The sequence below is a fragment of the Fulvivirga ligni genome (genome assembly GCF_021389935.1).
Classification (GTDB): Bacteria; Bacteroidota; Bacteroidia; order Cytophagales; family Cyclobacteriaceae; genus Fulvivirga; species Fulvivirga ligni.
In genome coordinates this window covers 6,380,409-6,407,129 of sequence record NZ_CP089979.1, presented here as the reverse complement: position 1 = coordinate 6,407,129, position 26,721 = coordinate 6,380,409, and the positions used below count along the sequence as shown (strand labels likewise).

The following is a 26,721-nucleotide window of genomic DNA, read 5'->3' as shown; positions in this document are numbered from 1 at the left end:
GCTGATGACAAACAAATGACTTAGGTTTATTAATATTGGGTAAACCTTTTTTCTCTGTGAATCGATCTGTACTTACCGTCATCATTGTCTCTCAGTTTTGCTGCACCTCGGTGTGGTTCGCTGGTAATGCTGTTATGGATGAGCTTGTGCATAATTTTGGGCTTCAGCCAGATGCCCTGGGCTATCTTACCTCAGCCGTGCAGTTCGGCTTTATCATCGGTACACTGCTTTTTGCCATTCTTTCAATTGCCGATAGATTTTCTCCTTCAAAGGTGTTTTTTGCTTGTGCTTTGCTGGCTGCACTTTGTAATGCTGGCATGGTTTGGTCTGGTAATCAGTTAGGTAGCTTATTGGTGATCAGGTTCCTGACTGGTTTTTTTCTGGCTGGAATATATCCCGTAGGCATGAAAATAGCCGCTGATTATTTTCAGAAAGGCCTGGACAAGTCACTTGGCTTTCTGGTAGGTGCGCTGGTGTTGGGGACTGCTTTTCCGCATTTATTGAAAAATATGCAGTCATTGTTTCCGTGGAAAACCGTCATTGTCACTACTTCTATATTGGCGTTGCTTGGCGGGATATTGATGGTTTTGTTAGTGCCAGACGGGCCGTTTAGGAAGCCCGGCCTGAAAGTGCAGTTGTCCTCTTTTGTTCAGGTGTTTAAGAATGACCCTTTTCGCTCTGCGGCCTTTGGTTATTTCGGTCACATGTGGGAGTTGTACTCATTTTGGGCCTTTGTTCCTGTGGTTTTATTAAAGTATTTAGAAGGCCACAGTCACGCTGACCTTAATATTCCATTATGGTCATTTTTGATTATTGCTGTGGGAGGTGCGGCTTGTGTTATCGGTGGTTTTGTGGCGGAGAACAAAGGAACTGCTAAAACGGCCTTTGGAGCACTTTCATTATCAGGAGTTTGCTGTCTGCTTTGTCCATTTTTATTTGCTGTATCCAGTCAATGGCTCTTTATTTTCTTTCTTCTGATCTGGGGCATGGCCGTGGTGGCTGATTCGCCACTGTTTTCTACCCTTGTGGCACAAAATGCTGACCCTGAAGTAAAAGGTACGGCTCTTACCATTGTCAACTGTCTCGGCTATGTGATTACTATCCTCAGCATTCAATTGCTAACCCTTTTGTTGCAAAACTTTGACTCTCCTTATATCTTCTGGATGCTGGTTTTAGGTCCAATTTTAGGATTGTTAGCTTTAAGAAAATCACTAAAAACAGCCTGATAAATATAATTGGCTACAACAACCGGAGAATTAGCTACACCTGGGATAAGTCTGCATAGGATGTTTGTTATTTAACTAAATGCAAAGATTATGAACATTGTCATCACAGGTTCTTTAGGTCATATTGGTAGACCATTAACACAGTTTTTAATAGATGCCGGCCACCAGGTTACAGTGGTAAGCAGCAATAAGGAGAGGGCGGAGGAGATTTATGATTTAGGAGCTCACCCTGCTATCGGCTCGCTAGACGATCTCGATTTTCTTACAGCTACACTTCGGGGAAAGGACGCTTTATTTGCTATGGTGCCTCCTAATTTCTCTGAAAAGAGCGTAGTAGATTATTATGAAAGAATAGCAAAGAAATATGCTGCTGCCATTGCCGCTAGCAGTGTGAAAAGAGTAGTTTATTTAAGTAGTTATGGTGCTCATCTGAGCAAGGATACGGGCTTTATTCTTGGAGCTCATTATGCTGAGAATATTTTAAAGGACATCGAAAATGTGGAGATAACCTTCCTAAGAGCTGGCTATTTCTATTATAATTTATTTGGTCAGATAGATGTGATAAAGCATCAGGGAATGATGGCTGCCAATTACGGTGGAGCTGATAAAATTCCATTAGTTGCCCCCGAAGATATAGCAGAAGCAGCGGCTGATGAGTTGCAAAAAACACAAGCAGAAGCCATAAGGTATGTGGTGAGCGATGAAAAAACAGCCAGTGAAGTGGCAACCGTTTTAGGAAAAGCCATTGATAAACCACAACTGGAGTGGAAAACCTTAACAAACGAGGAAATGAGGCAAGGCTTGTCATACGCATTTCCAGCTCATATTGTAGAAGATTTTGTGGTGCTGGGGGCCAGTTTACACAATGGCAGATTGATGGAAGATTATGTGGCAAAAGGAAACAAGCCAACTGGGAAGGTGAAGTTGGAACATTTTGCAGAAAAATTTAGTCAGGTATATAACAAATAGATATTGATAAGGGTAGTCTGCCAAATGCGTAGACTGCTCACCATTAAGCAATAAAAGATAGAAGTCTATTAAGAAGATAGACTATATGTTATATTTGTGACGTGATTTCGAAAAAAGCAAAATATGCACTGAATGCCTTGGTTCATCTGGCTCGTAAATACGGAGATGGACCTACGCTAATAAGTACTGTAGCAGAGGAAGAAAATATACCCCAGAAATTTTTGGAAACCATATTACTCGATTTACGGAATGCTGGTATCTTGGGTAGTAAAAAAGGAAAAGGTGGAGGTTACTATTTGAGGAAGCCCCCAGAGGATGTAAACGTGGCTCAAATTCTCAGATTATTCGATGGTGCGATAGCTCTACTACCATGTGTAACCTTTAGATTTTATGAAAGGTGTGAAGAATGTAAGGACGAGGAGACCTGCTCCATTCGTGAAGCCTTTCAAAAGGTACGAAATGAATCTGTTCGAATTTTCAAAAATCATACATTAAAAACTTTAGTAGAAAGAGAAGACGTACTTTCTAAAAGGAAATCCTAATGGTGCTAACGGCATAATAATTAAATTAAAACTATTACCCTATTAAATCTATAGGGTATTGGAATATTAATTTTATTTTCTACATTTGTCTTTCTATAACAAGATTGGAAGCACATATATCATGTGTTTTTATTTTGTTTAAATACTCTACTGAAACTATAGACTTTATACCCTTTATATATGGATCAATTAAGAATAGGACAGGATGCACCGGATTTTAGGGCAAGTAGTACTGATGGCCTCATTCAACTGTATGACTGGATAGGGACTCTTGGGGTCTTTTATTTTTTCATCCGTGTGATTTTGCGCCAGTTTGTACCACTGAGTTAGGTGTAGCGACACAACTTAAAAATGAATTTGAATTAAGAAGAACCAAGGTATTGGCTTGCAGCATCGATAGCTTGTATTCACATCGAATATGGATCAAGGACATTAATACAATTCATCAGACCAAGGTATATTTTCCTATTATAGCAGATCAGGATGCAAGCGTAACGCAACTATTCTTGGGTACACATCGAAAGAACATCTCTGGTTGTAATACTCGATCTGTATTTATCATTGACCCCTTAAAGCAAATAAGGTTAATCATCACTTATCCAGCATCTGTAGGTAAAAATTTCATAGAGATATTGAGGGTGTTGGATAACTTACAGTTAAACGAATACGAGCAAATAATACACCGGCTAATTGGGAATTAGGAGATGATGTAATTATACCAGACTCAATATCAAATGAAGAGGCCAGTAGAAAATTCCCACAGGGATTCAAAAATGTGACTACCTACCTTAGGTATACATCAATCTTATCTAATAACTATTAATTTCTAAGAAATGAAGATTATCAAACTTGTAATTTTAGCCTCTGTATGGCTTCCGCACGCGCTACAGTCTCAGGGTTTAGCACCGAATGAAGAAAGTAGTAAACAGATAAGTTTAAGTCTTGAGTATAGACCGAGAACTGAGTTAAGAAGAGGGTACAGAAGTCTGCCCAATGATTCGTCACAAATTGCCTTTTTTACCTCTCACAGGGCTCGCTTGAATTTTGACTACAAATCGAATAAGTTTATTTTCCATACAAGTTTTCAAGATATCAGGGTATGGGGAGATACTGACCCTAGAGACGCTACTGGTAAGGCTCAATTTTATGAATTTTATGTAGAACCAATACTTAGTGAGTCATTATCCGTAAGAATAGGCCGCCAAAGAGTTCAATATGATAATGAAAGATTATTTGCTGAAAACAACTGGCGGCAAGCAGGCGGGCAGCATGATGCAGTGAGATTTATTTACAAAAAGAATAAATGGCAAGCTGATGTTGTTGCCGCTTATAATCAGGAGAAAGAAAGTGAATATGGTACTGCTTACCAAATCCCATGGGATGAATACCGGACTTTGTTAGCAAGCTTTGTGTCTTTCAAACCTTCTGCAAAGGTGAATTTAAGGTTTATCAACTTCACTGATGAGTATACAGACCCCGGCCGTGGTGATAATGTAGGAAGATGGAAATTTACAAATGGCGGTAGGGTGGAATATGAAGAAGGAGAGCTATATTTTACCTTTGCAGGATATTATCAATGGGGAGAAATTGAGAGTGGTAAAGTGCATCAGGCCTACTATCTAGAGCCTGAAATGAAATGGACCATCAACCCACATTACACCCTACGCGTGGGGGCACAGGTTTTTAGTGGTGATGCCAATCCAGATGATGCAAAATCAACAGCATTTTTGGCTCAGTACGGAGCTTTTCATAGATATAATGGTCGTATGGATTACACTCAAAAAACTGTGAGAACCAATGAACATGAAGGAATAGTAAATCCATATCTGATACACGATTATAAATTAGGGGCAAAATTCAAGCTCAGTTGGGAAAGCCATATCCTGGAAACGCAGAAAACCATATACCAGCAAAACGATGGGGTGAGTAATTCGCTTGATAAGTTTTATGCTTGGGAAAATGATTTCAGATGTCGGTTTAATCCTAATGATTATACCGAGCTAGAGCTAGCATATATGTTTCTCATACCAGGCGAAACCATCTTGATGTTGAATACAGGAAAGGGTGGTAGTAAGGATCAAACAGGTCAATTCTTATATGTTATGGTTACATGGTCTCCAGAATTAATCAATACAAAACATTAATTTTTTTCTAATACTCTATAAATCCTATAGAATAAATAAATAATACGATGAGAAATTCATTTTTAATTTTAGCTTGTGTAGTTACGGCTTTAACCACGGCATGTGAGCGTACTGCCAATGATCAGCAGCAAAGTTCTTCTGATGAAATCCAAGGCTCTATCTCAGTTTCGGGCGCTTTTGCTCTGTATCCACTCATGAATGTTTGGGCTGAGGAGTTCAGAAAAGAACATCCCAAGGTAAAAATTAACATATCAGGAGGTGGTGCCGGAAAGGGTATGGCTGATGTATTAGCCGGGGCTACAGATTTAGGAATGTTTTCCAGAGAGATAAAACCGGAAGAAAGAGATAAGGGAGTGTGGTGGGTTTCTGTTGCCAAAGATGCGGTAGTGCCTACTATCAGTGATAAAAATCCAATATTGAGCCAGTTAAAGAAAGAAGGAATTACCAGGGGTGAATTGATCAATTACTTTTTAAAAGAGGGTAATGAAACATGGAAAAATTCATCCAATAAAGTGAGTGTATTCACCAGATCTGATGCTGCTGGAGCCGCTGATACATGGGCAAAGTATCTGGGGGCTGATAGTCAGGAGGCTATTAAGGGGGTGGCAGTATATGGTGATCCTGGTTTGGCTGAAGCCGTGAAGAAAGATCCTTTGGCCATAGGCTATAACAATGTGATCTATGCGTATGACTTAACTAGTGGCAAGAAGTATCCAGGTCTAGAGGTACTTCCTATTGATATCAATGGTAATGGTAAAATAGATGTTGAGGAAGATTTTTATCATGATATCCATTCCATTACTGCTGCTATAGCAGATGGGAGATACCCTTCTCCACCCGCTCGGGAGCTGTACCTGATTTCAAAGGAAAAGCCGACTGATCCATTGATGGTAACATTTCTTCAGTGGATACTGGATTCAGGTCAAAATTTTGTTCAGGAAAATGGCTACATCCTGTTGAGTGATGAAGTGTTGACTACTCAAAAAAATAGTTTATAATATGATCGCTACACGACTTTATCAAGAGCACTTAAGAAGTGTTTGGATGAGAATAGCACTCGGGTTAATAGTTATTCTGCCTATTGCTATTGGGTTATCGTTGGTATATAAATCATGGCCTTTGTTGCAGCCTAATGAATTATTCACTAACCTTTTGAGTACAGAATGGTCACCCGTTCAAGGGAAGTTTGGCCTATGGCCATTTATTTGTAGTTCCATCATCGTATCCTTTATAGGTTTATTATTCATGGTACCGGTCTGTCTATCAGCCGCTATTTTTATAACTCAATTTGCTCCTGCTTGGTTGTCAAGATCATTACGTTCCATTATTGATATTCTTGCAGGTATTCCTTCTGTTATCTTCGGTTTGTGGGGTGTGATAACCATTGTGCCTATGGTAGCCAGCCTGGCCGTAGCTTATGGAGCTACTAATACCACAGGGTATTCTATCCTGGCCGCAGGTCTGGTAGTTTCTTTCTCTGTATCACCCTATATTTTAAATATGCTTATGGAGCTTTTCGAGTCAGTAAGTACGGACCTCAAGGAGTCGGCCCTGGCTTTGGGTGCCAGTTATTGGCAGGTGATAAAAGATGTTCTTTTAAAAAAGCTCAGGCCAGGAATTATAGCAGCATTTACTCTGGGTGTTAGTAAAACATTTGGAGAAACCATAGCTGTACTCATGGTGGTGGGCAATATGGTGAAGGTTCCTGAGGGGCTGTTTTCTGCTGGCTACCCTTTACCCGCCTTATTGGCCAACAATTATGGGGAGATGATGACTATACCTCGATATGATGCCGCACTTATGCTGTCTGCATTAATTCTTTTTATGATAGTGCTGGTATTCAATCTATTAGCAAGAACACTGGTCAATCATTATTACACTAAATTATAATAATTATGAAATTGAATAAATACACGGAAGAAAAGCTGGCAAGGCTGGTGTTGGCTTTTTTTACCTTTCTCGTTGTAGTGGTTCTTGCTAGCATATTAGTAGGTATTTTCATGAAAGGCTTGCCGGCTCTAACCTGGGATATTATCAGCCAGGTCCCCAAAGGAGGTTACTACTTTGGGAAAGAAGGTGGTATTCTAAATGCTATCATTGGTTCTATCTATCTCGCTTTTGGTGCCTCATTAATCGCTATCGTTCTCAGTGTTCCGGTAGCATTATTCATGCATACTTATCTATTTTCATTCCCTGCATGGCAGAGAAGAATCAGGCTAAGTCTTGATGTGCTATGGGGCATTCCACCTATAGTTTACGGTGCTTTTGGGTTTAATCTAATGCTTATGTTCGGTTGGTCAAGTTCATTGTTGGCAGCTATCATCACAGTGGCATTTTTGATTTGCCCTGTTATGATCAGAACAATGGATGAAAGCTTGCAGCAGGTCTCACATTCATTATTTGAATCTGCTATTTCTCTGGGCTTTTTTAAAGGTGAAATAGGGTATAAATTTCTGTTGAGACAGTCTCTTCCAGGAGTGGCTACAGCCTTTTTGCTGGCGCTCGGAAAGGGAATAGGTGATACGGCATCAGTTTTATTTACAGCTGGCTATACTGATTACATTCCTGAAAGTCTTTCAGAACCTGCTGCTACACTACCATTGGCCATTTTCTTTCAGCTTAGCTCACCCATACCTGAGGTGAAAGCGAGAGCCTACGCCGCAGCGGTAGTGCTTACCATCATAATTTTGATAATAAGCCTCTCATCCCGATTAATTACTAGAAAACTATCAAAGAATATTATATAATGACACAAACTATAAATAACCATATAGCCACTGCTCCAGAGTTGGATTTGCATGCAACTGCCGCACATAGACACAAGACACTAATTAGAGTAAAAGACTTAAATCTTTGGCATGGATCGCAACAAACTTTAAAAAGCATTAATCTTGATATAGAAGATAAAGGTATAGCTGTTCTGCTGGGGCCTTCTGGTTGTGGAAAGACTACTTTACTAAAAACCTTCAACCGTTTGTCTGACCTTTACCCTGATGTGAGCCAGCGAGGACAGATTCTATTAGAGGGTAAGAATATCTTTGATAAAAATGTTGATGTTTATGATCTGCGTCAAAAAATGGGATTATTATCTCAAAAGCCACAGCCACTGCCTGGTACAATTAGTGAGAATATTAAATACGCCCTAAAGTTAAAAGGTATTAATGGTAAGTCCGAGTTAGAAGATAGAGTGGAGTTTTATTTGAAGAAAGTGAGCTTGTGGGAAGAGGTAAAGGATCGGCTCAAGAGCTCGGCAGGTCGACTTTCTATAGGGCAGCAGCAGCGTTTGTGTTTGGCCAGAGGTTTGGCGGTAGAGCCAAGAGTTATTCTTGCAGATGAGCCTACATCTGCCCTGGATCCTATTTCCAGCAGAAGGATTGAGGAACAGTTTAAAGAGCTGAGCGAGGAGTTCTCAATCATTTTAGTAACTCATATATTAAGGCAAGCTAAACGGTTAGCTGATTATGTGGTGTTTATGTATTTTGGAGAGGTGATAGAGCAGGGTACACCCAATTCGGTTTTTGAAAATCCTAAAACGGATACTTTGAAGGAATATTTATTATTAGGACATTAAGACTTGTATCCTTTCATTCATATATCTAAATTTATATTCTGTTATTTATTCTTCACATATCTAAGCCTTACATTAAGGCACCCTTTTAAGAAGGTGGTTCAGTAAAGCACTGACCTTGCACAAGTCACAGGTGTGCCCGCCTTCCAACATCCAAATTTTAATAATTTTAAAAAGTTGATAACAATATCAACTCATAACCCTGCGCGCATTATCTGGCGCGCGATAACAGAATTCAAATGAAGAATAATAAAGAAATAGTAATTGATTTTTACTCTAAAATAATAGGTAAGAGCAATAAAGAACTGGCAGATATACTGATAAAAGATGATTATATACAGCATAGCCCAACCATTGAAGACGGTAAGCAAGGCATTCTGAAAATGATAGATATGTTTGCTAGCCTGCCGAAATCACAAAATCCTGATAAGCCCTTTTATCGATTCATTAGTGATGGTGAGTTTGTGGTGGCTCATATAGGCATTTCCTTTATGGGGCAAAAGCGAGCAGTAGTGGACCTGTTTAGATTGGAAGATGGAAAACTAGCTGAACATTGGGATGCTTCTGAGATTATTCCATCAGGAATTGATAATATGGTAGAAGGTCCGGTTGAGATAAAAGAGCATGAATCCACCAATCGGAATAAAAAGTTGGTAGCAGATTTCATCAATAAAGTGCTAATTGGAGGTACAGATGAATGGGATAAGTATGTTCATACTAATCTCATTCAGCATATACCAGATGTTGAAGATGGAAACCTAGCCTGGAAAAGATTTGCTGCTTCTCAAAAGACTGAAAAATGCTATCGTGTATTAGCTGAGGGAAACTTTGTAGTGAGTCAGTGTAGCACTATTGGCAACAATGAATCTTGTGTAGCTTATAATATTTATCTTGTGGAAGATGGATTGATTGCTGAGCATTGGAGTGTGAAGCAGAAAATTCCTGAGGCTATGGCGCATGACAATGGAATGATTTAGAAATGCCTTAAAACAAAACAACCTGCCCGAGGGCAGGTCGTTTGTCAAACATTCTGTGCAATACAAGGAATTTTTACTATTAGCTGTAGGAGAAGGATTCGAACCTTCACGGAGCGGTTAGCGCTTTTTAGTGTTATTGGATACTCTAAAGAATTTATCCCGTGACCTCCACCCCCGAGACCGGAGGGCATGTCTGCCTGTTTCATCACCCTACAGTGTAGATCAATTCGTTAATTGATATTTCAAAGTTAATAAAAGGGTTTATTTATTCAAATTTTTGCAAGTAATTAGCTTGATTTATGTGATATTTTTAATATTAACTCTTTATTGTTGATTGAATTTTAAAATCGCTTATATCTTCGGCGAATTTATTGTGAAATTTACAATGAAGCATAGGATTAAAGTAGGAATGTGGTTTGTATGAATCTAGTGGATGTGTTTTGATGGAATGAATACCTTTCCTTGAAATTGATAACATAAAAAAAGGCAGCCCATTTGAGCTGCCTTTCTTGTTGCTGTAGAGGGAGGATTCGAACCTCCACGGAGCGGTTAGTACTTTTTAGTGTTATTGGATACTCTAAAGAATTTATCCCGTGACCTCCACCCCCGAGACCGGAGGGCATGTCTGCCTGTTTCATCACCCTACAGTGTAGATCAATTCGTTAATTGATATTTCAAAGTTAATAAAAGGGTTTATTTATTCAAATTTTCATAAGCATTTTTCTTTATTTATATTATATTTTTAATATAAATGTTATTTTATTGATAATATGAAAATATACCTTTGTTGAATTGCTGTTTCATTGACATAATTTCAACGCGCCCTCGCAACGACTATATGCTAGCTGTGTGGCATGCATTATTTGATAATGATCTTACCTGTTTTTAAAGATTGCTTGCCTATGTATACCTGGTATATGTATAGGCCTGATGGTAGGTTATCTCTATACAGTTTCACTTCAGATCCTCCTGTTATTCGCTTTATTGGTTTTCCTGATTGATCTGTTATGACTACAGAGATCTGTTGATCCTTTCGTAGCCCATTAACTTTTATAGTAGTAAAAGTTTCAAATGGGTTCGGGTTTACCAGAATTTGATAATTGCCATCGCTGGTGATTGATATAATGGATGAATAATGATGGCTTCCATCAAAATCCACTTGTTTAAGTCTGTAATAACTTAGGTTAGTGGTTGGTTTAGTATCGGTAAAATTATAATCCAATCTTTCCTGGCTGTCTCCAGCTCCTTGCACTTGTCCTATAGCATCAAAAGATGCTGCGTCTGAACTTCTCTCTATTACAAAATAGTCATTATTAAGTTCAGATGCAGTGGCCCAGGTTAAGTGAATAGCATGGCTATTGTCATCTTCTTCAGCAGTGAAGTTAATCAATTCTACAGGTAGCACCGGGTTTACGGTCACGGTGGCTGTGTTGAGCTGTTCAATGGTGCAAGTGATGGGAGATGTTTTGGTGGCCAGCACATTAAATGTGGTCGTGGATCCGATGGTGCCAGTAGGAAGAAGAATGGTGCCACCCGTACCAGCTACGGAGCTTCCTATCGCCGAGTCGTCGGCATCATCTCTCAATAGATAATCTACGCCCACCTCTGAGTTTGCCACTTCAATGTCAGTAGATTCACCCGAATCTATGGTGGAAGCTGTGCTGGTAACGGTCCTGTCATCAGCAGGGTTACTGTATACCGTAATGGCGGCAGAATTACTGTTAAGGCCAATGCAGGAGAGGTCAGGTATTTTCAGTGCTTCTATTTGTAATGTTTCTGTGGAAGAGAGTTCAAAAGAGTCAAAAATAATAGCACCGCCAGTGCCGAGCAGGGCTGTACTTCTATCTACGGTGTTGGCATTGTCTCGTAAAGTATAAATTACTCCCGCCTCGGAGTTGGAAATTTCTACCTGTGCAGTGGTATTTTCGCATACTTCTGTACTTAGCACATTTACTGTGCGATCCGTTAATGGTGCGTTGCAAGACACGGTTGTGCCGGCAGATTCCGGGCTTTCTGCCTTGCCAGCTTCGGTAGCGGTTGCAGTGATAACACCTCCGGCATATAAATCATTATTAGCAGAACTTAGACCACCCACGGTCCAGCTTCCAGATGAGGTGGTTGTGGATCCTAGTTCGCCGCCGTCAATGTAAACATCTATGTCGGTACCATCTGCAGAGGGAGAGGTTCCAGATACTGATGTTCCTCCTTCAGTGTAACTGCCCGAGATGGAAGGTGTAGCGCTTACCTCCAGAACCGTGAAAGCAGATGATGCCGCACTAACTAATTCACCAGCCGCTGTGGCTGTGGCAGTTACTACCTGACCTGTACTCAAAGAAAGGCCTGTAAGCGACCAATTGCCATTGGCATCTACAGTGGTGGTGCCTACGGAAACTCCGCCTACTAACACGTCGATTACAGTTCCAGCAGCCTCCGTACTTGTTCCTGATACGCTGGTAGCGCCATTGGACAGCGGGCCGTTAATGATAGGTGCTGTAGATTGCTCTGTTACGGTTCTGCTAACGGCTGCTGATAAACACTGGCCAGATTGTAGTGCTTTCACTTGCAATACTTGACCTAAACTCAAGCTTAAGCCAGAAAAGCTCCAGGCTCCGGAGCCATCGGCAGTGGTAGTACTAGTGTAATCACCATCAATAAAAAGAAATATTTTGAACCCACTGGTGGAGGTTCCGCTAATGGAAGTGGTAGATGTGGTTACCGATGCCGTGCTTACGGTAGGTGTGGTGCTGGCAGAGCTACCACCACCCGTGCAAAATGAAGCTGAAGGTACTGATTCACAGTTTCCTGGCTCCTGCACCGTAGCCCAGTAACTACCGTTGGGTTGACAGTTGGTACCTGAATTACAGCCTGAATTGGATCCATTACAAGCGATGACAAAAGATGTTCCAGGTGTGGTAACAGTGAAAGTGCCAACCGGGCTGGGGAAAGAGGCATCATTTGGGTTGTATGACCTCAATACTGTGCCCACTGGCAGTGTACTGACAGTACTTATTTCTATACCTTTTCTACCGCCACAGGTAATGGTGGGGGCGGTGCTACAAGAGGCGCCTACACTCACTTCTTCCGAACTTAAAGATACAGATTCACCACTTGCAGTAGCAGTGGCGGTAAGGGCGTCATTTTCAGCTAATGCACTTAAACCAGACAATGTCCAGCTACCGCCTGTGACAGTAGTGGTACCTACTGAAATGCCATTTACAAAAAGTTCAATAACGGTGCCGTCAGCTTCGCTTGATGTTCCAGAAACACTAGTGGCTCCAATTGATACCGGGCTGGTAATGGCAGGGGCCACACTGCGGCTGGGAGGAAAGCCTGAATTAATATCGTCAGGTGCAGTAGCCACTTGATTATCTATAACAATGCCCCATATTTTATCAATATTATGACCATAGGCATCGTCATCTATACCTCCAATGTCGGAAATGCCGCCTCCGATAGCACTTTGTGTATTAATTACAGTATTGGCTACCAGGCGCATAGGGGTGGAGGTGGTTATGGATGGGAAAAAGGTGGTAATGGTGGAAAATGGTATGTAAAAATCATAGAAATAGTCTGGATCGGAACATGATGTAGATTGAGCAATGGACTTTTGAGCATAGTCATCATAAGCCAATGTGGTCATTAAAGTAGGCGATGTGGTGCCATCTACATCATAGAGCCTTACACCAAAATTAGTGACTAATTCTATTTCAATTTCAAAGCCTGGGTTGCCACTCACGTGGTTGGGGTCACTGCCACTTCCGAATAAGTTGTCTGTATCTATTAAAACGCTATATCCCTTTGAATTAGGAGCATATCCTCCTAACCTGAAGCGGAAAAGCCAGTTGTTAGAGGCATCAAGATATGACGCAGCCACGTAGCGTGTGGCGTCATCGGCAAAATCTGTAAATCCGCAGGCAGGACCAGAGGCTACGTCGCTGATAGGTTCTATTTCAGGCACAGTAATGGTTTGATATGGAATTTCGCTCTCAGCATTGTCATTGCTCACAAAACCGGAATTGTCTGAGGAGACATAACCATCGCCATTCGGATCTAGCACAGGAGCGCCGCCCACCGCCGGATCTATGATCAATCCTGGGGTCTGTGCATGGATGTGATAAGGTGCTATAATTAAAGTGAAGGCAATCATAATTGATTGTATGAGCACTCCTTTAAGTGTCAATGAAGTTTTAGACGAGAAGGTTTTATGGAGTAGTGGCATTTTCGTAATCTAAATGTTCGGTTAAAAAAGTTAGTTTTAACTGTTTTAAGAGGAGTTAGATAGTCAACACTATTCCCAAGTTCCGGCCTCAATTATTACAGTTACATTACAAAAGCTAAGCATTTGCCGGTTGCTTTTTTTTATGAAAATATTGCAAACCTTACGTTGCTGAATTGTTTGTGGAATAATAATATTTCTGAGTTTAAGAAGTCAGTAATTAACTATTGCGAAATAGTACCTGAGTGTGTTATTCTGCTATTAAAATCTGTTTTATAGAGGGGTATTAATTGAGATAAGATATAACTTGAGTAAGAGTGGTTCCTTCTTGAGAAGGAAAGGAGAGTGAATGATGACCTAAAATTATTAATGTAATATTTGAGGTAAATGCATGGGTATAAAGCTTAATTAAGTCATTAAATTTTAATGAATAATCAATAGTTACTTCCATGTATAAAATTGTTTCGAAGTTGGTGAAGGTGTTTGCTACAGTAACCCAGTATCTGTTTGATACGTTTTGAAGACTTAGTATAAAAATCTATCAAGTGTTAGGTAATTCAATGAGCAATAACTACTTATTTACATCAGAGAGGCTGGGATTTCGTAATTGGAATAGTAGAGATTTGGAGGGCTTTGCGCAAATGATAGCGGATCCTGAGGTGATGAGGTTTTTCCCACAAACCCAAACAAGGGATGATGCCTTAGCTTTCATAGAACGTCAGCAGGCACATTTTGAAAGCTTCGGATTTAACTATTTTGCGGTTGAAACCTTAAACGATCAAAATTTCATCGGATTTATTGGTCTGAGTTGGCAAGATTACCCGTCGCCTTTTAATCCTGCCGTGGATATTGGCTGGAGGCTAAAAAAGTCTGCTTGGGGAAAGGGCTATGCTACCGAGGGAGCAAAGCGCTGCATGCAATTTGCCTTTCAAGAGCTCAAGTTGAAGAAAGTAATAGCGGTTTGCCCCGTGGTGAACAAGCCTTCGGAGGCTGTGATGAAAAGGATAGGAATGATAAAACAAGGTGATTTCAAACATCCAAAGCTTAGCGACTGCACCAGATTGGAAGAATGTGTTTGGTACGCCATCTAAAATCGTTACCTATAGTGATCCACATCAATATTAATCCACCAGATGTTATTTGTTTGATTATCAAAGCTGTTAATCTTTTGCATCAGTGTCTGGTAATCTTTTTTGTTCTCAGAACTCCATGGTTCCAGCATCCTGTTGCTAGCGTAGGTTAATATTCCGGATGAGAGGCAAGGTGCATATTCACTACTGCTAGTATTTATTTTGTCTCCTAAATTAATAGGAGCCTGCCATTGACCATTCTCATAAAACGATATATATAAATCAGTGCTGCCAAAGCCACCCGGTCGGTTAGAACTGAAAATAAGATAATCTTCATCAGGGGAGATGTAAACATCAAATTCACCGTGCGATGTATTTATGACTGAATCTAAAGGTTCTACAAGGTATTGGTCATCTGTCCACTTGGCCTTATAAATATCCATGGAATTTGAAGATTCATTCTTAGTGTGAAAGAATATCGTGCCTCGGTTCGAGACAGAGGTATGGAATTCATTATCAGCTGTGTTAAGAGAATGGTGTAAAGCCTTAGCTGTTCCAAATGTATGCCCTGAAACTTCAACATACCATAAGTTGGTATCGTCTCTAGTCGTATCTTTTTCATCTATAGGTCTTCTGGATGTAAAGTATATCTTTTTTCCATCTGGTGAAAATATAGGATCTACGCCACCATATTCTCCTGAGAACGGGGTGATCTCAGGGGTAGTCCATTCGCCATTTTTAAGTTTTACGTACATCAAAGTGCCTCCTGAGTAGAGCCATTGTACAGTATATATGAATAATGTGCCGTCAGGCGAAAAGGTCCCTTTGGTTTCCCATGTGTTCTTGCAGATTAACTCAGGAAATAATATTTGAGAAGCCTCTTTTTTGTCTTTCAGACCGAAGAATGGGGAAGGGGGTATGGCTTGAGCAGAACAAGTGAACTTATGAAATAAAATTATTAAAAGGATGAGTATAGTTTTATTGAATTGAATCATTTCATTTTATGAGGCATAATAATCATTAAAAATTACAAACGCATTATACCTTCATTTTTTTAAGTAGGAACGGTCTGAAAATGAGATTATTTTAGGTATGGAATGAGCGAACGATGGGAGTCGATTATGTTAGTGAAAAAGGCGCACACTGATTGCCATCTGCTCATAACAAGTCTCATCTAGATAATTCTTTAACACAAAGCTGAATAATATGGACCTAAAAATGAAGAAGTTAATATATGTGGTTGTGATGTTATCATTGTTTATTGTATATAATGCTCAAGCTCAAACGGGAAATGTTGGTATAGGCACCACCACGCCTACTGAAAAATTAGAAGTGAATGGAAATATAAAAGATGCTGCTTTTTCAACTACATGGACTTCGGGAGCTACCTACTCTGCTAATTATGTGGTTTTATATAATGGCTCTTTATACAAGCACTTAACCACTACCAACACTGCTGTCACACCGGACGAAGATGCCACGAACTGGAGGACTGTAAGTACGCTAGTTACTTCGCCAGTAGAAACGCTCACCATCACGGCAACAGGCACAGCTCCAAACAAGGCAACCACAACCATAAACGACTATATCTATGCTACCGATGATGGTGGATGGGTAACGGTGAACTTTGAGTATTCACATACTAACATCACCGGAGCTACAGCCGGGTCTGGATCCTATATATTCAAACTGCCTGAAGGTTATTCTTTTGATACCTCGGTTCATCCAGTAAATACACAAGCAAGTAATGTAAGTGGCACTACTGAGGTTCATAAGCTCATTCATCTCTCAGGTTTACTGTAAGGGGATGCTGCCTATAGCTATAGAAATTATATAGCCCCTTATGATGCAACACATTTCAGAATAGTTAATATGGATGTAAGCGCTTTCTTTTTCGTAAGTAGTGGGAGTTTCGTAATAAGTGCACATAATGTGATCACCTATAAAGGCTCCTTTAGATTTAAGAAACTATAATTTTATGGTGGCTATGAGTAAATATTTTTCATTAATGCTAATTGCCTTTTATAGTGTTCAGGCCAAGGCCCAAATCTTCATTGACGATGGTACGAGTGGTAGCCTTTATATTGTAGGAACAGCTTCAGGAACACTAGCTTCGGTAGAAACAGTGCCTGCAAATGTTGCAGTTTATGTTGATAGCACTATCACAATTGAAGGAACATATGTGAATACTGCGGCAGAAGTGCAGCTTACAGGAAGCATGTATAATTCAGGAACCTTCACCACCACCGGAGATGAAGTCTTTGTAGGTTCTAATACGCAAATTATATCAGGATCTTTTACAGGAGTTAATGATTTTTACAATGTTATCGTGAAGAAAGATGTTGGTGCGGTATTAAAGTTGGGAAGTGTCGTGGAAGTAGATGCATCTGGAGTTGTCAGCCTTGATCAGGGCGTTCTGCAAGCTGTTTCTTCCAATTATATTTATGTAAAGAATAATGATCCTGCAGCAATTCTTAATTCGGGCAATAATGGAGATGTGGACAAGTTGATAGAAGGTGAGGTGCGCCGAAGTGTCGCTCAGGGTTTTTCCTATGATTTTCCGGTGGGAGGGACACATGTGGATGCAGGTGGAGGGGACGGGCTTCAGTTTGCTTCCATTAAATCAAACATTGGCAGCGGGGTGATTTCGGCAATTTTTCATGATAGTACAGGTGTAGGCGCTTTGGATAATATAGTGATCTGCGGTACAGGAGATTTTCAGGATGTACAATATAGGGTTGGTAATGGTTCTTGGGAAATAACCAACCCGGGAGGGGGTATCACCAACTATAATATTACCTTAAATCCTGCAGATTATACCGATAATGCTTATACCTCCTATACCATTCTAAAAGATGGTGCTGCTACCGGGAGAGATAAGTGTGACGGAGTAGCTAAAAGTTTGCCCGTTGAACATGATAGTTTAACCTCATTCTCTTTATTTGAAGTTGCTGCATCTACTGTTACTGTGTTGCCAGTAGAACTGGTAAATTTTAAAGCTTCCTTGACTGATCAGTTGAGCGTGTTATTAGAGTGGCAAACTGCTTCGGAAATCAATAATGACTACTTTGCTGTAGAGCGTTCAGGAAATGGAATGAATTGGGTGACCCTAGGAAAGGTGAAAGGAGCTGGTAATTCTTCCGAAGTATTAAGATATACTTTTAAGGATCAAAACCCTATTGGCAAAGCATACTATCGTCTAAAACAAACAGATATGGATGGTCAATTTAACTACTCGTCCATAAGACATGTAAGTATTCCTTATCTGGAAATCAATCAACTGAATATTTATCCTAATCCAGTCTTTAATCAGATTACTGTTGAAGGCGCCATATCAGGTGGCGAATATTTTAAAATATTTAATGTCTTGGGAGATGATGTGACTCATTTAACCAAAGCAAATTTAAATAATGATGCTCAGCTAATAATAGATGTATCTAATTTAAATTCAGGATTTTACGTAATAAAGTTGGGAGATTTGGTGAGAAGGGTATGTAAAGAGTAATTCTCGCACTTTCATATTGTTGCAGGATTCTCAATTCAATGTTATTGGTATTATGTCATTGTTGGTGTTACCACCTATATTCTACCGGATTTGCCAGTAACACATATTAATTATTCAATCAAGTATCATTTTTTTATGTGAGCTTGTTCAGGTAGCAGTGTATCATTTTTTCTGTTTAGAAACCTAATATCATTCATATTGTATTCCTCTCCATCAGAGCCTATTTTTTTTAAATAATAATATCTAAGGAGTTGGGAGCATGATGTCGCATTGTCATAACCCGTCATGATATATTTTAAGATTTCAAAAGGTTTCATAGATGTTTTGTTATATCTAAATCCATAGCCATTATATTCTATTTCATTGTTATAATTGGTGGTTTTGGTTATAAGCAGGCCCGCAATAATATCTTTTCCATTTTTGTCGTAAAATAGAGTATCAATAAGACATGATTGGTAGTTACTTGTAGATATGTCTATTGCCCAGTGTCTGTCTATATTATCATTATAGAAATTGCCGTTGAAATATCGCCGAGTGTATTCTGAAGGGATGGCAATTGTCTTAAGTTCAACTAGGCTGTCAACCTTCTTCTGCAACATGTCTATATCTTGCTTATAGTTAGGTGTCACATTTAGCTCATAGCGAAACTCATTTGGGGTTGTTGTTATGGAGAGTCTTACTGTAAGTTCCCTATGAAGATTAATTATAGTGGTGAGTGCTAATGGGCTGCTAATTAACAGTAAAATCCAAATGATGATACTTTTAGCGTATCTTTTGAAAGAAAAGGAGAGCAGGCTCAAAGAAAGAATAAAAACTATTAACGAACCTAATGTTATTGTGTCTAATATATTTCTCAGGGCTGAGCCACCATGATCGTTTAAGATGTGTCCAATACAAATTGCAAGTGTTAGTGTAACGACCACGAAAATTATTTTTGTTCCATTCTTCATTGCATTAGTTTTTATATCCGGATATGGATTTTGGTAATTCCTCGCCATTGTTGGTGATAACACCAACAGAGGCTAAGTATTGTAGTTTTACGCTATTGTAGTTGATGACACCAACAGAGGCTAAGAGGCAAGAGATATTTATAAACTGCTTGTGCTATCACCAACAATTTAAGGCAGAAAGACCTCCTTCAAGGAAGTCTTTCTTAATATTATTTTTAGTCATTATCCGGATAACTCTGCAGGTCGCGGGTATTTTTCTGTACGGCAATGGCAGAGAACATACTTAGCAGAAAGCTCATGCCGTAGAAGCCTTTTTCGCTTAGGGTTAAGTCGGCATTCCATAGACCTACTATAAGCAGGGTTACCGATAATAAGGCGGAGAACCAGCTGATGCCGTAATAGATATCCGTCACAGGAATACCTTCTAGTCTATCGCGGACACTTTTCTGTACTGATACCACTGAAAATAAGCCAAACATTATTATTGAAAAGTAATATCCTTTCTCGTTCAATAGCATTTCAGCATTATAAAGACCAATAAAATAGGCCGTCATTCCGACAATGAGGGTACACCAGGATACTGCCACGAAAGCATTTGATGGTTTGCTTACATTTAGCTTCTTTCCTTTGAAATCTCTTTTTGTAGAAGAGCTATCTTCTGTCGGAGTTGTGAATGTGCTTTGATTCATAACTTTTATCATTTGATTATGAAGCAAATATGGAAGGCTCCGAGATGAGAAACATTTACATATGTAAAGAAAACACTTTAGGCTCTTTTTGCTCTAATCCTACTGAGCTGCGTGGGTGTTACACCTAAATAAGAGGCTACATGATACTGGGCAATCTGATTTTCCAGTTGTGGATATTCCTCTTTAAATATCTTATATCTTTCAGAGGCGTCATTCATTACCAGCGTCATTTCTCTTCTTTCTTTTTTCACAAAGAAGTCTTCAGCAATGATCCTGTTCAGTCTCTCTACAAGTGGAAACTCCTCGTACAGGTCCAGAATGTCTTGAAAATTAGCCTGGAGTAAAGTGCATTCGGTGAGGCATTGGATGTTGATCATATTTTTGTTGCCCGTGATCAGAGACGAGTATCCTCCTACTATGGCGGGGTTAACAAAAAACAACTTATTGAACTCTTCTCCTTTTGGGTTTCTATAGTATGCACGCATAATCCCTTCCTGAATAAAGCAGAGCTTTTTACAATATTCGCCTTCTCTGGCAAAATGAAACTGCTTTTCCATGCTCACCGGAGTAAAGAGATCTAATAAAGCCTGCATAGCATCGGCGGGAAGTTTTACGAAGTCGTGGAGGTAAGTTTCGAAATTTTGCATCAGTGTGATTAAAACAGAGTAAGCCTAAATCTAATTAATTCATTTTAAATGGGTTAAAGGATTGTTGTTCTGTTGGTGAAGACTTACGGGGCTTGAGAAAATCTTTAAGAATAGCTGAAAGATTTATGTTATTTTTAACATCATGTCATATTCTTTAAAGCAACAGGCCTTCACATTAAAAAAAGACCTTAATATAGCTTTTGTATGCATAGTATTAAACTTTATCCTGAACGTAATGATGGAGTTTGTATATATTGCATCGGATGAGCTATATTTTGGATTTGATGCATGGGAGTTTCTCACCCCTATTTTATTGCAGGCCGTATTACTTTTATTTTCTATTGCAACAGTGATTTGGTTTCCTCTTCAGAAGTTTAGGATCTTTGTTTTTCCAGTGGTAGTTTTTCTTATTCTGAATATTATATTTTTTTATAATTTGGAATATGACCATGGATATTTCTTTCGAATTACTAATTCTTCAATTGCTTTCAAGGTGATTGTTATGCTATATCCACTTCCTATTAATATATTTTCTTTTAAGTCTGTGATAGGTAGTTTTGAACACGGGTTTTTCTGGCCAGCAGATACTCCATATTTTTATTATCTCTACATTGTTATGCCTGTTGTTTATTTTACTATTGTCAGTTGGCTGGCTGTAAAGTTGGAGCGATTAATATAGGTGGGGTTTAAGATCGGATGAGGCCTTAGTTTTGACAGATTTCATCTGCAGCACAGCATCCTTTTTCTCAGAATCAATTATGTTTTCCGAAATAACGAAACAGCATTTCAGTCAACCCGTATGTTTTTATTTAACCCAATCATAAACCATGTCATACTGCACTGCGATCCAGACCATGCCTGAGCCGAGAAAGTCTCTACATAAAAAATATCATGATCACCACTACGGTTTTCCTATTCATGATGATAACGAACTGCTAGGCAGGCTAATCATGGAAATTAATCAGGCTGGATTGAGCTGGGAAACAATTCTGAAGAAGGAAGAATCTTTCAGAAAGGCCTATGATGATTTTAATATTCAAAAGATCGCTGCATATACAGAGCAGGACCGGGAAAGGCTGTTGCAAGATGCTGGTATTATACGTAATAAACTAAAGGTGAATGCAGCTATTGAAAATGCCAAAAAGATAATTGAGCTACAAAAGGAACATGGTTCTTTCGAAAAGTGGCTCGAGCACCATCACCCCAAAACCAAGCCAGAATGGGTAAAGCTTTTTAAGAAGACTTTTAAGTTTACCGGAGGTGAAATAGTAGGTGAATTTTTAATGAGTATTGGCTACTTGCCGGGTGCACATGATGAAGATTGTGTAGTTCACCAGAAGATCATAGCCACTGGGCCTAAATGACTTCAGAAATAAAAATCAAAAATTTTCAATTTGCTTAAAATATAATTTGCAAGCTTACGTCTATAGACGCAATGAAGCGAATTTTTAAAATTATAAAGCGTGCGATGATTGTAATTATTGGTGTGGCAGTGGCCTTAGTCATAACTACTTATTTCTATATGCGTCAGGATAAGTTTGGGCAGAAGCCAGAAGGGGAGAGATTAGATGCTATGAAAAAGTCTGGCCATTTTAAGGATGGTAAGTTTGAAAATTTCCATTTCACTCCTACTCTTACAGAGGGGTACAGTATGCTAGGAATAGCCTATGACAGGTTTTTTAAGAAGCATCCAAGATTAAATCCAAAAGATGTTATTCCATCAGAAACTACTGATATTCAGAACTTGTCTCCAGATCAGAATGTGTTGATTTGGTTTGGGCACTCATCATATTTCATTCAGAATGAGGGTAAGCGAATTTTGGTAGATCCTGTGTTCAGTGGCAATGCATCGCCAGTGCCAGGTTCTGTTACGGCTTTCCCGGGAGCGAATAACTATGGAGTGAGTGAACTGCCTGAAATAGATTATCTATTCATTAGCCATGATCACTATGATCACCTGGATTACGAAACCATAGTGGCTCTTAAAAACAAAGTGGGTAAGGTGCTTTGTGGATTGGGTGTAGGCTCTCATTTTGAGAAGTGGGGTTATTCTGCTGATCAAATCATAGAAGGCGATTGGTACGATGAAGTAAGTCTGGCGCCAGGTTTAAAAGCTCATTTTACGCCAACAAGGCACTTTTCAGGTAGAGGGTTTGTAAGAAATAATACGCTTTGGACCTCCTATGTGCTGGAGTTTAGCAATAGAAAGATATATATAGGTGGTGACAGCGGATATGATACTCATTTCGCAGATATAGGGAAGAAGTTCGGGCCGATAGATTTTGCTATTCTGGAAAATGGCCAATACAATAAAGCCTGGGAGGCTATTCACATGCTACCTGAGCAAACATTAATGGCAGCTAATGATCTGGGTGCTAAGAGAGTTTTCCCTGTGCATTCATCTAAGTTTGTGCTTGCACTTCACCCATGGGATGAGCCACTTTCTGAAGTTTCCAGGTTAAACGAAAGTTATAACTTTCCCCTTGTAACGCCGAAGATCGGGCAGGTAGTAAGGTTAGATGATCCTGACCAGAAATTTGAAAAGTGGTGGGAGGCAGTGAAATAATCTACTCAGTAACGTACTGAGCACTTCTCTCCAGAGTAAGCTGAAAGTCTGTTAATGTTTTAAGTTGTTTACTGGTAGCTACACTAGCTGCACTATGAACCAGATTAAATAGATTGATAAAGGCCTGGAAATGTTCATGAGAAAAAGCATATGACCTGTTTAGATAGGTGTCTGAATGAATGTAATTCTCCAAATATTCCTGGTCTTTAGCTACATCTATATACTGGCTTATCTCTTTGAGGCTGTCGTCGGAAATATAAAGCTTAAACTCTTTCTCAATACCAGCTATGTCTGTGGCCACTATTTTTATTTCATCTTCAGTCCAATTCATTTTAGAGTATAACCTTTGGTTGAGGCTACCAATCCTATAAGCATAGCCCTCTAGTTCATTCATGTTAGTAACATAACCAGTGTATTTTCTGTAGGCAGATATTAGAGATCCCTCTTTTTCTTTGATTTTGGCCATCAGTAAGTGATATCCAAATACTTTTTGATCTTGCTTTAGAAGCTGTTGCTCCTGTTCCTGAACTTCTTTTTCCAGGCGTTGAATCAGTGGTTTGGCCTGCTTTCGCTTGTATTGAACACCATCAAATTCAAAGTGCTTGGCTGAAATGTTTTTGTCATTGATCAGGTTTAAAGTTTCCAAATCAGTTTTATTAGCAATTAGGCTTTTTATGAGATCAATATTTTCCTGGGCATAGGCCTCATCAAAGGTAGAATAAGCCACTGGTAAGGCATTAGTGTCAGCAGGGTTGAATTTGCTGAACATCCTTCCGTCGTAGTAGCCGTTGTATTCATCCGCTAAAGTATAAATGTCTGCTTCAGAAGTCATATAGGCTTTATATTCTTCAGTAGTGATCTCCTCAAAATCAGTATTATTAAAGCCGATCTCATAAAGCTTTTTGGTAACGGTTTCCTGAAGACTTGCTGGCTCACGAAACAATTGCCAGGCACTTTCTTCCGCAGTTTCAGTTTGGATGTTAACTCTCGCAATGCTTGCTTCTCTTTCTTCTAAAGTGGGGTGCGATGCCCATTGATCTTTGTAATTTACCCTGGTTTTTACAATATGATCTTTAATGTCTTCATCGGATAATGTGAGCTGATGATTGTGATATGGTATATTATTCTTTTCGGCGAGGAATGCCAGGCTGTCAATATGGTTGTGATAAAGGTTTTTGGTGGCTAAATTATGATTGGCCAATTTGTCCAGGTGGCCAGTGGTTAAGCCGTAAGCTATTCCTCCAAATTCTATTTTTCTTAGGGCATTTTTGAAAGGTTCATTGCCGCTTACACTTATTGCTACCAGATCAGCATGATACTCCATTTCTCGCGAAAGCTTCATGTAGTTAATATTGATCAGGTTATGAGCTACTTTAAGTAAGTCTCTCACTCTTTCTACCATCCAGAAGGTGAGGCCAGCAAAAATACCAAAGAGCCCGCCGGCGGAGGCCCATTGTGCGAGCCAGTTATCCCAGCTATCATGGGTGTATACCAGGTTATAGATTGCTCTGTTTACCGTGTAAATGTAACTCCCAAGCTTCATGCTGCGCTGTGAGAAATGGCCAAATTCATGTGCGATAACACCCTTTAATTCACTGATGGTTAAGGTATTAATAAGTCCTAAGCCTATTTCCAGATTTTTACGGACTGGAAAGAACAAACTCCAAAAACTAGAGTTGTAAAATACTTTAGCATTAACATCTGGAGATATAAAGATTTTCTTAGGAAACTTAGTTTTTGTATCAAGGCTAAGCTGTTTTATAAAGCTGAAAAGCTCAGGGTGCTCAGACTCATGTATTTGCATTCGGTAAGGATTTTCATCTTTGCTTCTTGCGAAAATAAATTTGACCAGGAATATGAAAAACATCAAACCTAAAGCCATTATGCCTATTCCGGCCACCACCGTGAACCACATGATTCTTACTGACATCATCCCCAGCCCTGCGTATACTGAACCTACTAGAATGCCAGCACCTAATGCTACCAAGAGTAGGTAAAATAGGAAGAACATAATGATAGATAAAACCACTGATACAGCTATTTTCTTGAAAGAAGCGCTGGGTTTTAAAAAATCAGTATTCTCTAATTTAGGAGATAGAGGATAATGGATAAACTTCATGGTAGAAAAAGCGGTCTTTTTTATAAGATAAAAAAATCTTCGAAATATGCTTATTCTAACATTTAAATGAAAATTATATATTAAATTTTATGTAAGTGGTAATAAATTTAATAAAATGATACTGAATAGTCGAAATTGATTTTATCATCGGCTTTTAGCGTCATTATGCCTTTTTTCTCTGAAAGATCGCCATTGAAATTATGAACATCGGCTATGCCCAACCATGGTTCCATGCATAAGAAGGGTGCTCCTGGCTTGGTCCAAATACCAAAAAATGGGAAGCCTTTAAAATTCATTGTAAGGACTTTTTCTTCATTTCTAACCAGGGTAATTTCATCTGATTCCAGGTTTTCAAAAACTAAAGCATCTTCTGCAAATAGTTGATGGTTGAGTGCTAAGATCCTCTCATTATTTAGAGTATAAGCCTTTTGTGTATCTAATAAGCCAGCTTGTAGATAAGTTCTTTGTAAGTGTGGTTCTGGCTTTTCAAATAGTAGCTCATACTCGCTAAACTCTCCTTCTATATTATATGCAGGGTGAGCGCCAATGGAGTAAAGCATGTCGGTGGTGCCGCCGTTTTTTATCTCATAAGTATGAATAATGGTTTCAGCAGCTAGTTCATAGCCTAGTATAAGTTCGAAATCGAAAGGATAATTCTCCTTGCTTTCCTGAGATGACTTAAGGCTAAATTGTATTTTATTTTCACTTTGCTCAATGAGTTCAAAGTCCATGTCTCTGGCAAAACCATGCTGACCCATTGCGAAACTCTTACCGTTATATGTATAGCTGTTATTGTTTAGCTTACCTACAAAGGGGAACAGAACGGGTGCGTGTCTACCCCAGAATTCTGGATTTCCCTCCCAGAGCATTTCTTTACCAGTGATTTTATTAAAGATCGATGTAAGTTCCGCTCCTTGTGATTTGGCGGAAACTTTTAGGTATTGATTTTCTATGGTATAGGTCATGTTTTTCAAGTTGAGGCAACGGCCTGTTATTGATTATAAGTTTAACTCGGGCTTGTAAAATAAGTTTGATAAAGATAACTTTTTTAATCTCTATAGGTTATTTAAATCGTGCACGATTAATTCACTAAAGATTTAAAATATGTTACCAAAAAATACAGAGACTTCTACCTTGCAAAAAGTACTTCGGATCATCCTGGGGTTGTTTATGATACTGGCGGCCATAGGGCACATGACTTTTCAGAGGGAAGAGTTTCAGGCTCAGGTGCCGCAATGGGTGCCGTTAAGTAAGGATCTTGTGGTAATTCTGTCTGGAGTAGCCGAATTAATGCTTGGTGTAGCCATGGTGTTCATCACTCGTTATAAAGTGTGGGCCGGTTTGGCTCTGGCTATATTCTATGTGCTAATTTTTCCAGGAAATATTGCTCAGTATACAAATGGGATTGATGCCTTTGGTTTAGATACCGATAAGAAGAGATTAATCCGATTGTTCTTTCAGCCTGTGCTTATTTTATGGGCACTGTGGTCTGCGGGCGTTCTAAAGGTTTGGTTCTCAAAAAAGTAAGGTTCA

General features: G+C 39.3%; 25 protein-coding genes. 18 read left to right on the top strand and 7 right to left on the bottom strand.

The window, feature by feature from the left end; all coding sequences use genetic code 11:
* Positions 1 to 56: 56 nt before the first annotated feature.
* From LVD16_RS27150 to LVD16_RS27105, 11 genes are all read left to right on the top strand, one after another.
* Complete coding sequence (locus LVD16_RS27150; protein WP_233771438.1) at positions 57 to 1,226, top strand: MFS transporter; 1,170 nt, start codon at positions 57 to 59, stop codon at positions 1,224 to 1,226.
* 90 nt (positions 1,227 to 1,316) lie between these two features.
* Positions 1,317 to 2,195, top strand: a complete 879-nt coding sequence (locus tag LVD16_RS27145; RefSeq protein ID WP_233771437.1) for an NmrA family NAD(P)-binding protein — start codon at positions 1,317 to 1,319, stop codon at positions 2,193 to 2,195.
* Between the two features lie 101 nt (positions 2,196 to 2,296).
* Positions 2,297 to 2,737 carry an RrF2 family transcriptional regulator gene (locus LVD16_RS27140; RefSeq protein ID WP_233771436.1) on the top strand — a complete coding sequence of 147 codons (441 nt, stop codon included), beginning with the start codon at positions 2,297 to 2,299 and terminating at the stop codon, positions 2,735 to 2,737.
* Positions 2,738 to 2,994: 257 nt separating this feature from the next.
* Positions 2,995 to 3,438 carry a redoxin domain-containing protein gene (locus LVD16_RS27135; RefSeq protein ID WP_306309409.1) on the top strand — a complete coding sequence of 148 codons (444 nt, stop codon included), beginning with the start codon at positions 2,995 to 2,997 and terminating at the stop codon, positions 3,436 to 3,438.
* Positions 3,402 to 3,560 (top strand): thioredoxin domain-containing protein, encoded by a 159-nt coding sequence (locus LVD16_RS27935; RefSeq protein WP_441716375.1) that lies wholly within the window; start codon positions 3,402 to 3,404, stop codon positions 3,558 to 3,560. The genes LVD16_RS27135 and LVD16_RS27935 overlap by 37 nt, the downstream gene beginning before the upstream one ends.
* 10 nt (positions 3,561 to 3,570) lie before the next feature.
* Positions 3,571 to 4,881 (top strand): alginate export family protein, encoded by a 1,311-nt coding sequence (locus tag LVD16_RS27130; RefSeq protein WP_233771435.1) that lies wholly within the window; start codon positions 3,571 to 3,573, stop codon positions 4,879 to 4,881.
* 47 nt (positions 4,882 to 4,928) lie between these two features.
* Positions 4,929 to 5,879: a PstS family phosphate ABC transporter substrate-binding protein gene (locus tag LVD16_RS27125; protein ID WP_233771434.1), complete on the top strand. Its 951-nt coding sequence runs from the start codon at positions 4,929 to 4,931 to the stop codon at positions 5,877 to 5,879.
* Position 5,880: 1 nt separating this feature from the next.
* Positions 5,881 to 6,771 (top strand): phosphate ABC transporter permease subunit PstC, encoded by an 891-nt coding sequence (pstC, locus tag LVD16_RS27120; protein WP_233771433.1) that lies wholly within the window; start codon positions 5,881 to 5,883, stop codon positions 6,769 to 6,771.
* Between the two features lie 5 nt (positions 6,772 to 6,776).
* Entirely contained in the window at positions 6,777 to 7,628 is an 852-nt protein-coding gene (locus LVD16_RS27115) for a PstA family ABC transporter permease (protein WP_233771432.1), read from the top strand.
* On the top strand, positions 7,628 to 8,452 hold the full coding sequence (locus LVD16_RS27110) for a phosphate ABC transporter ATP-binding protein (RefSeq protein ID WP_233771431.1): 825 nt from the start codon (positions 7,628 to 7,630) through the stop codon (positions 8,450 to 8,452). Before LVD16_RS27115 ends, LVD16_RS27110 begins: the two co-directional genes overlap by 1 nt.
* A gap of 236 nt (positions 8,453 to 8,688) precedes the next feature.
* Positions 8,689 to 9,426 (top strand): nuclear transport factor 2 family protein, encoded by a 738-nt coding sequence (locus tag LVD16_RS27105; RefSeq protein ID WP_233771430.1) that lies wholly within the window; start codon positions 8,689 to 8,691, stop codon positions 9,424 to 9,426.
* Between the two features lie 859 nt (positions 9,427 to 10,285).
* Here LVD16_RS27105 and LVD16_RS27100 read toward each other — a convergent pair.
* Positions 10,286 to 13,645 (bottom strand): T9SS type A sorting domain-containing protein, encoded by a 3,360-nt coding sequence (locus tag LVD16_RS27100; RefSeq protein ID WP_233771429.1) that lies wholly within the window; start codon positions 13,643 to 13,645, stop codon positions 10,286 to 10,288.
* 557 nt (positions 13,646 to 14,202) lie between these two features.
* Between LVD16_RS27100 and LVD16_RS27095 the strand changes: the two genes are divergently transcribed.
* On the top strand, positions 14,203 to 14,733 hold the full coding sequence (locus LVD16_RS27095; RefSeq protein WP_233771428.1) for a GNAT family N-acetyltransferase: 531 nt from the start codon (positions 14,203 to 14,205) through the stop codon (positions 14,731 to 14,733).
* Between the two features lie 5 nt (positions 14,734 to 14,738).
* Here LVD16_RS27095 and LVD16_RS27090 read toward each other — a convergent pair whose 3' ends face one another.
* The gene (locus LVD16_RS27090) at positions 14,739 to 15,707 is read right to left on the bottom strand and encodes a TolB family protein (RefSeq protein ID WP_233771427.1); all 969 of its coding nucleotides are present in this window, start codon (positions 15,705 to 15,707) and stop codon (positions 14,739 to 14,741) included.
* Positions 15,708 to 15,930: 223 nt separating this feature from the next.
* On the opposite strand from LVD16_RS27090, the gene LVD16_RS27085 reads away from it, so the two are divergent.
* The gene (locus LVD16_RS27085; RefSeq protein WP_233771426.1) at positions 15,931 to 16,515 is read left to right on the top strand and encodes a hypothetical protein; all 585 of its coding nucleotides are present in this window, start codon (positions 15,931 to 15,933) and stop codon (positions 16,513 to 16,515) included.
* A 184-nt stretch (positions 16,516 to 16,699) separates the two neighbouring features.
* A complete protein-coding gene (locus LVD16_RS27080) occupies positions 16,700 to 18,217 on the top strand; it encodes a T9SS type A sorting domain-containing protein (protein WP_233771425.1) in 1,518 nt (505 codons plus the stop codon).
* A 125-nt stretch (positions 18,218 to 18,342) separates the two neighbouring features.
* Here LVD16_RS27080 and LVD16_RS27075 read toward each other — a convergent pair whose 3' ends face one another.
* From LVD16_RS27075 to LVD16_RS27065, 3 genes are all read right to left on the bottom strand, one after another.
* Complete coding sequence (locus LVD16_RS27075; RefSeq protein WP_233771424.1) at positions 18,343 to 19,230, bottom strand: hypothetical protein; 888 nt, start codon at positions 19,228 to 19,230, stop codon at positions 18,343 to 18,345.
* A gap of 152 nt (positions 19,231 to 19,382) precedes the next feature.
* Positions 19,383 to 19,856, bottom strand: coding sequence for an inner membrane protein YiaA (gene yiaA / locus LVD16_RS27070; protein WP_255697752.1), 474 nt, complete (start codon positions 19,854 to 19,856; stop codon positions 19,383 to 19,385).
* A gap of 77 nt (positions 19,857 to 19,933) precedes the next feature.
* On the bottom strand, positions 19,934 to 20,503 hold the full coding sequence (locus tag LVD16_RS27065; RefSeq protein ID WP_233771423.1) for a Crp/Fnr family transcriptional regulator: 570 nt from the start codon (positions 20,501 to 20,503) through the stop codon (positions 19,934 to 19,936).
* Between the two features lie 142 nt (positions 20,504 to 20,645).
* Here LVD16_RS27065 and LVD16_RS27060 point away from each other — a divergent pair, with 142 nt between their 5' ends.
* The 3 genes from LVD16_RS27060 (at position 20,646) to LVD16_RS27050 (ending at position 23,069) form a co-directional block, all read left to right on the top strand.
* The gene (locus LVD16_RS27060; protein ID WP_233771422.1) at positions 20,646 to 21,182 is read left to right on the top strand and encodes a hypothetical protein; all 537 of its coding nucleotides are present in this window, start codon (positions 20,646 to 20,648) and stop codon (positions 21,180 to 21,182) included.
* 148 nt (positions 21,183 to 21,330) lie between these two features.
* Positions 21,331 to 21,867: a DNA-3-methyladenine glycosylase I gene (locus tag LVD16_RS27055; protein ID WP_233771421.1), complete on the top strand. Its 537-nt coding sequence runs from the start codon at positions 21,331 to 21,333 to the stop codon at positions 21,865 to 21,867.
* A gap of 104 nt (positions 21,868 to 21,971) precedes the next feature.
* On the top strand, positions 21,972 to 23,069 hold the full coding sequence (locus LVD16_RS27050; RefSeq protein ID WP_233771420.1) for an MBL fold metallo-hydrolase: 1,098 nt from the start codon (positions 21,972 to 21,974) through the stop codon (positions 23,067 to 23,069).
* A gap of 1 nt (position 23,070) precedes the next feature.
* On the opposite strand, the gene LVD16_RS27045 is transcribed toward LVD16_RS27050, so the two are convergent.
* Together LVD16_RS27045 and LVD16_RS27040 are read right to left on the bottom strand one after the other, a co-directional pair.
* Positions 23,071 to 25,188, bottom strand: coding sequence for a M48 family metalloprotease (locus tag LVD16_RS27045; protein ID WP_233771419.1), 2,118 nt, complete (start codon positions 25,186 to 25,188; stop codon positions 23,071 to 23,073).
* A gap of 107 nt (positions 25,189 to 25,295) precedes the next feature.
* On the bottom strand, positions 25,296 to 26,153 hold the full coding sequence (locus LVD16_RS27040; RefSeq protein ID WP_233771418.1) for an aldose 1-epimerase family protein: 858 nt from the start codon (positions 26,151 to 26,153) through the stop codon (positions 25,296 to 25,298).
* A 139-nt stretch (positions 26,154 to 26,292) separates the two neighbouring features.
* On the opposite strand from LVD16_RS27040, the gene LVD16_RS27035 reads away from it, so the two are divergent.
* Positions 26,293 to 26,715: a DoxX family protein gene (locus LVD16_RS27035; RefSeq protein WP_233771417.1), complete on the top strand. Its 423-nt coding sequence runs from the start codon at positions 26,293 to 26,295 to the stop codon at positions 26,713 to 26,715.
* Positions 26,716 to 26,721: the final 6 nt, after the last annotated feature.

Bases quoted from the DNA above. Each gene is read 5' to 3' on its own strand.
- LVD16_RS27065 (WP_233771423.1), bottom strand. From the start codon at position 20,503: ATGCAAAATTTCGAAACTTACCTCCACGACTTCGTAAAACTTCCCGCC.
- LVD16_RS27035 (WP_233771417.1), top strand. From the start codon at position 26,293: ATGTTACCAAAAAATACAGAGACTTCTACCTTGCAAAAAGTACTTCGG.
- LVD16_RS27040 (WP_233771418.1), bottom strand. From the start codon at position 26,153: ATGACCTATACCATAGAAAATCAATACCTAAAAGTTTCCGCCAAATCA.
- LVD16_RS27125 (WP_233771434.1), top strand. From the start codon at position 4,929: ATGAGAAATTCATTTTTAATTTTAGCTTGTGTAGTTACGGCTTTAACC.
- LVD16_RS27105 (WP_233771430.1), top strand. From the start codon at position 8,689: ATGAAGAATAATAAAGAAATAGTAATTGATTTTTACTCTAAAATAATA.
- pstC (WP_233771433.1), top strand. From the start codon at position 5,881: ATGATCGCTACACGACTTTATCAAGAGCACTTAAGAAGTGTTTGGATG.
- LVD16_RS27110 (WP_233771431.1), top strand. From the start codon at position 7,628: ATGACACAAACTATAAATAACCATATAGCCACTGCTCCAGAGTTGGAT.
- LVD16_RS27080 (WP_233771425.1), top strand. From the start codon at position 16,700: ATGAGTAAATATTTTTCATTAATGCTAATTGCCTTTTATAGTGTTCAG.
- LVD16_RS27085 (WP_233771426.1), top strand. From the start codon at position 15,931: ATGAAGAAGTTAATATATGTGGTTGTGATGTTATCATTGTTTATTGTA.
- LVD16_RS27115 (WP_233771432.1), top strand. From the start codon at position 6,777: ATGAAATTGAATAAATACACGGAAGAAAAGCTGGCAAGGCTGGTGTTG.
- LVD16_RS27045 (WP_233771419.1), bottom strand. From the start codon at position 25,188: ATGAAGTTTATCCATTATCCTCTATCTCCTAAATTAGAGAATACTGAT.
- yiaA (WP_255697752.1), bottom strand. From the start codon at position 19,856: ATGAATCAAAGCACATTCACAACTCCGACAGAAGATAGCTCTTCTACA.
- LVD16_RS27055 (WP_233771421.1), top strand. From the start codon at position 21,331: ATGTCATACTGCACTGCGATCCAGACCATGCCTGAGCCGAGAAAGTCT.
- LVD16_RS27050 (WP_233771420.1), top strand. From the start codon at position 21,972: ATGATTGTAATTATTGGTGTGGCAGTGGCCTTAGTCATAACTACTTAT.
- LVD16_RS27100 (WP_233771429.1), bottom strand. From the start codon at position 13,645: ATGCCACTACTCCATAAAACCTTCTCGTCTAAAACTTCATTGACACTT.
- LVD16_RS27095 (WP_233771428.1), top strand. From the start codon at position 14,203: ATGAGCAATAACTACTTATTTACATCAGAGAGGCTGGGATTTCGTAAT.
- LVD16_RS27130 (WP_233771435.1), top strand. From the start codon at position 3,571: ATGAAGATTATCAAACTTGTAATTTTAGCCTCTGTATGGCTTCCGCAC.
- LVD16_RS27090 (WP_233771427.1), bottom strand. From the start codon at position 15,707: ATGATTCAATTCAATAAAACTATACTCATCCTTTTAATAATTTTATTT.
- LVD16_RS27060 (WP_233771422.1), top strand. From the start codon at position 20,646: ATGTCATATTCTTTAAAGCAACAGGCCTTCACATTAAAAAAAGACCTT.
- LVD16_RS27145 (WP_233771437.1), top strand. From the start codon at position 1,317: ATGAACATTGTCATCACAGGTTCTTTAGGTCATATTGGTAGACCATTA.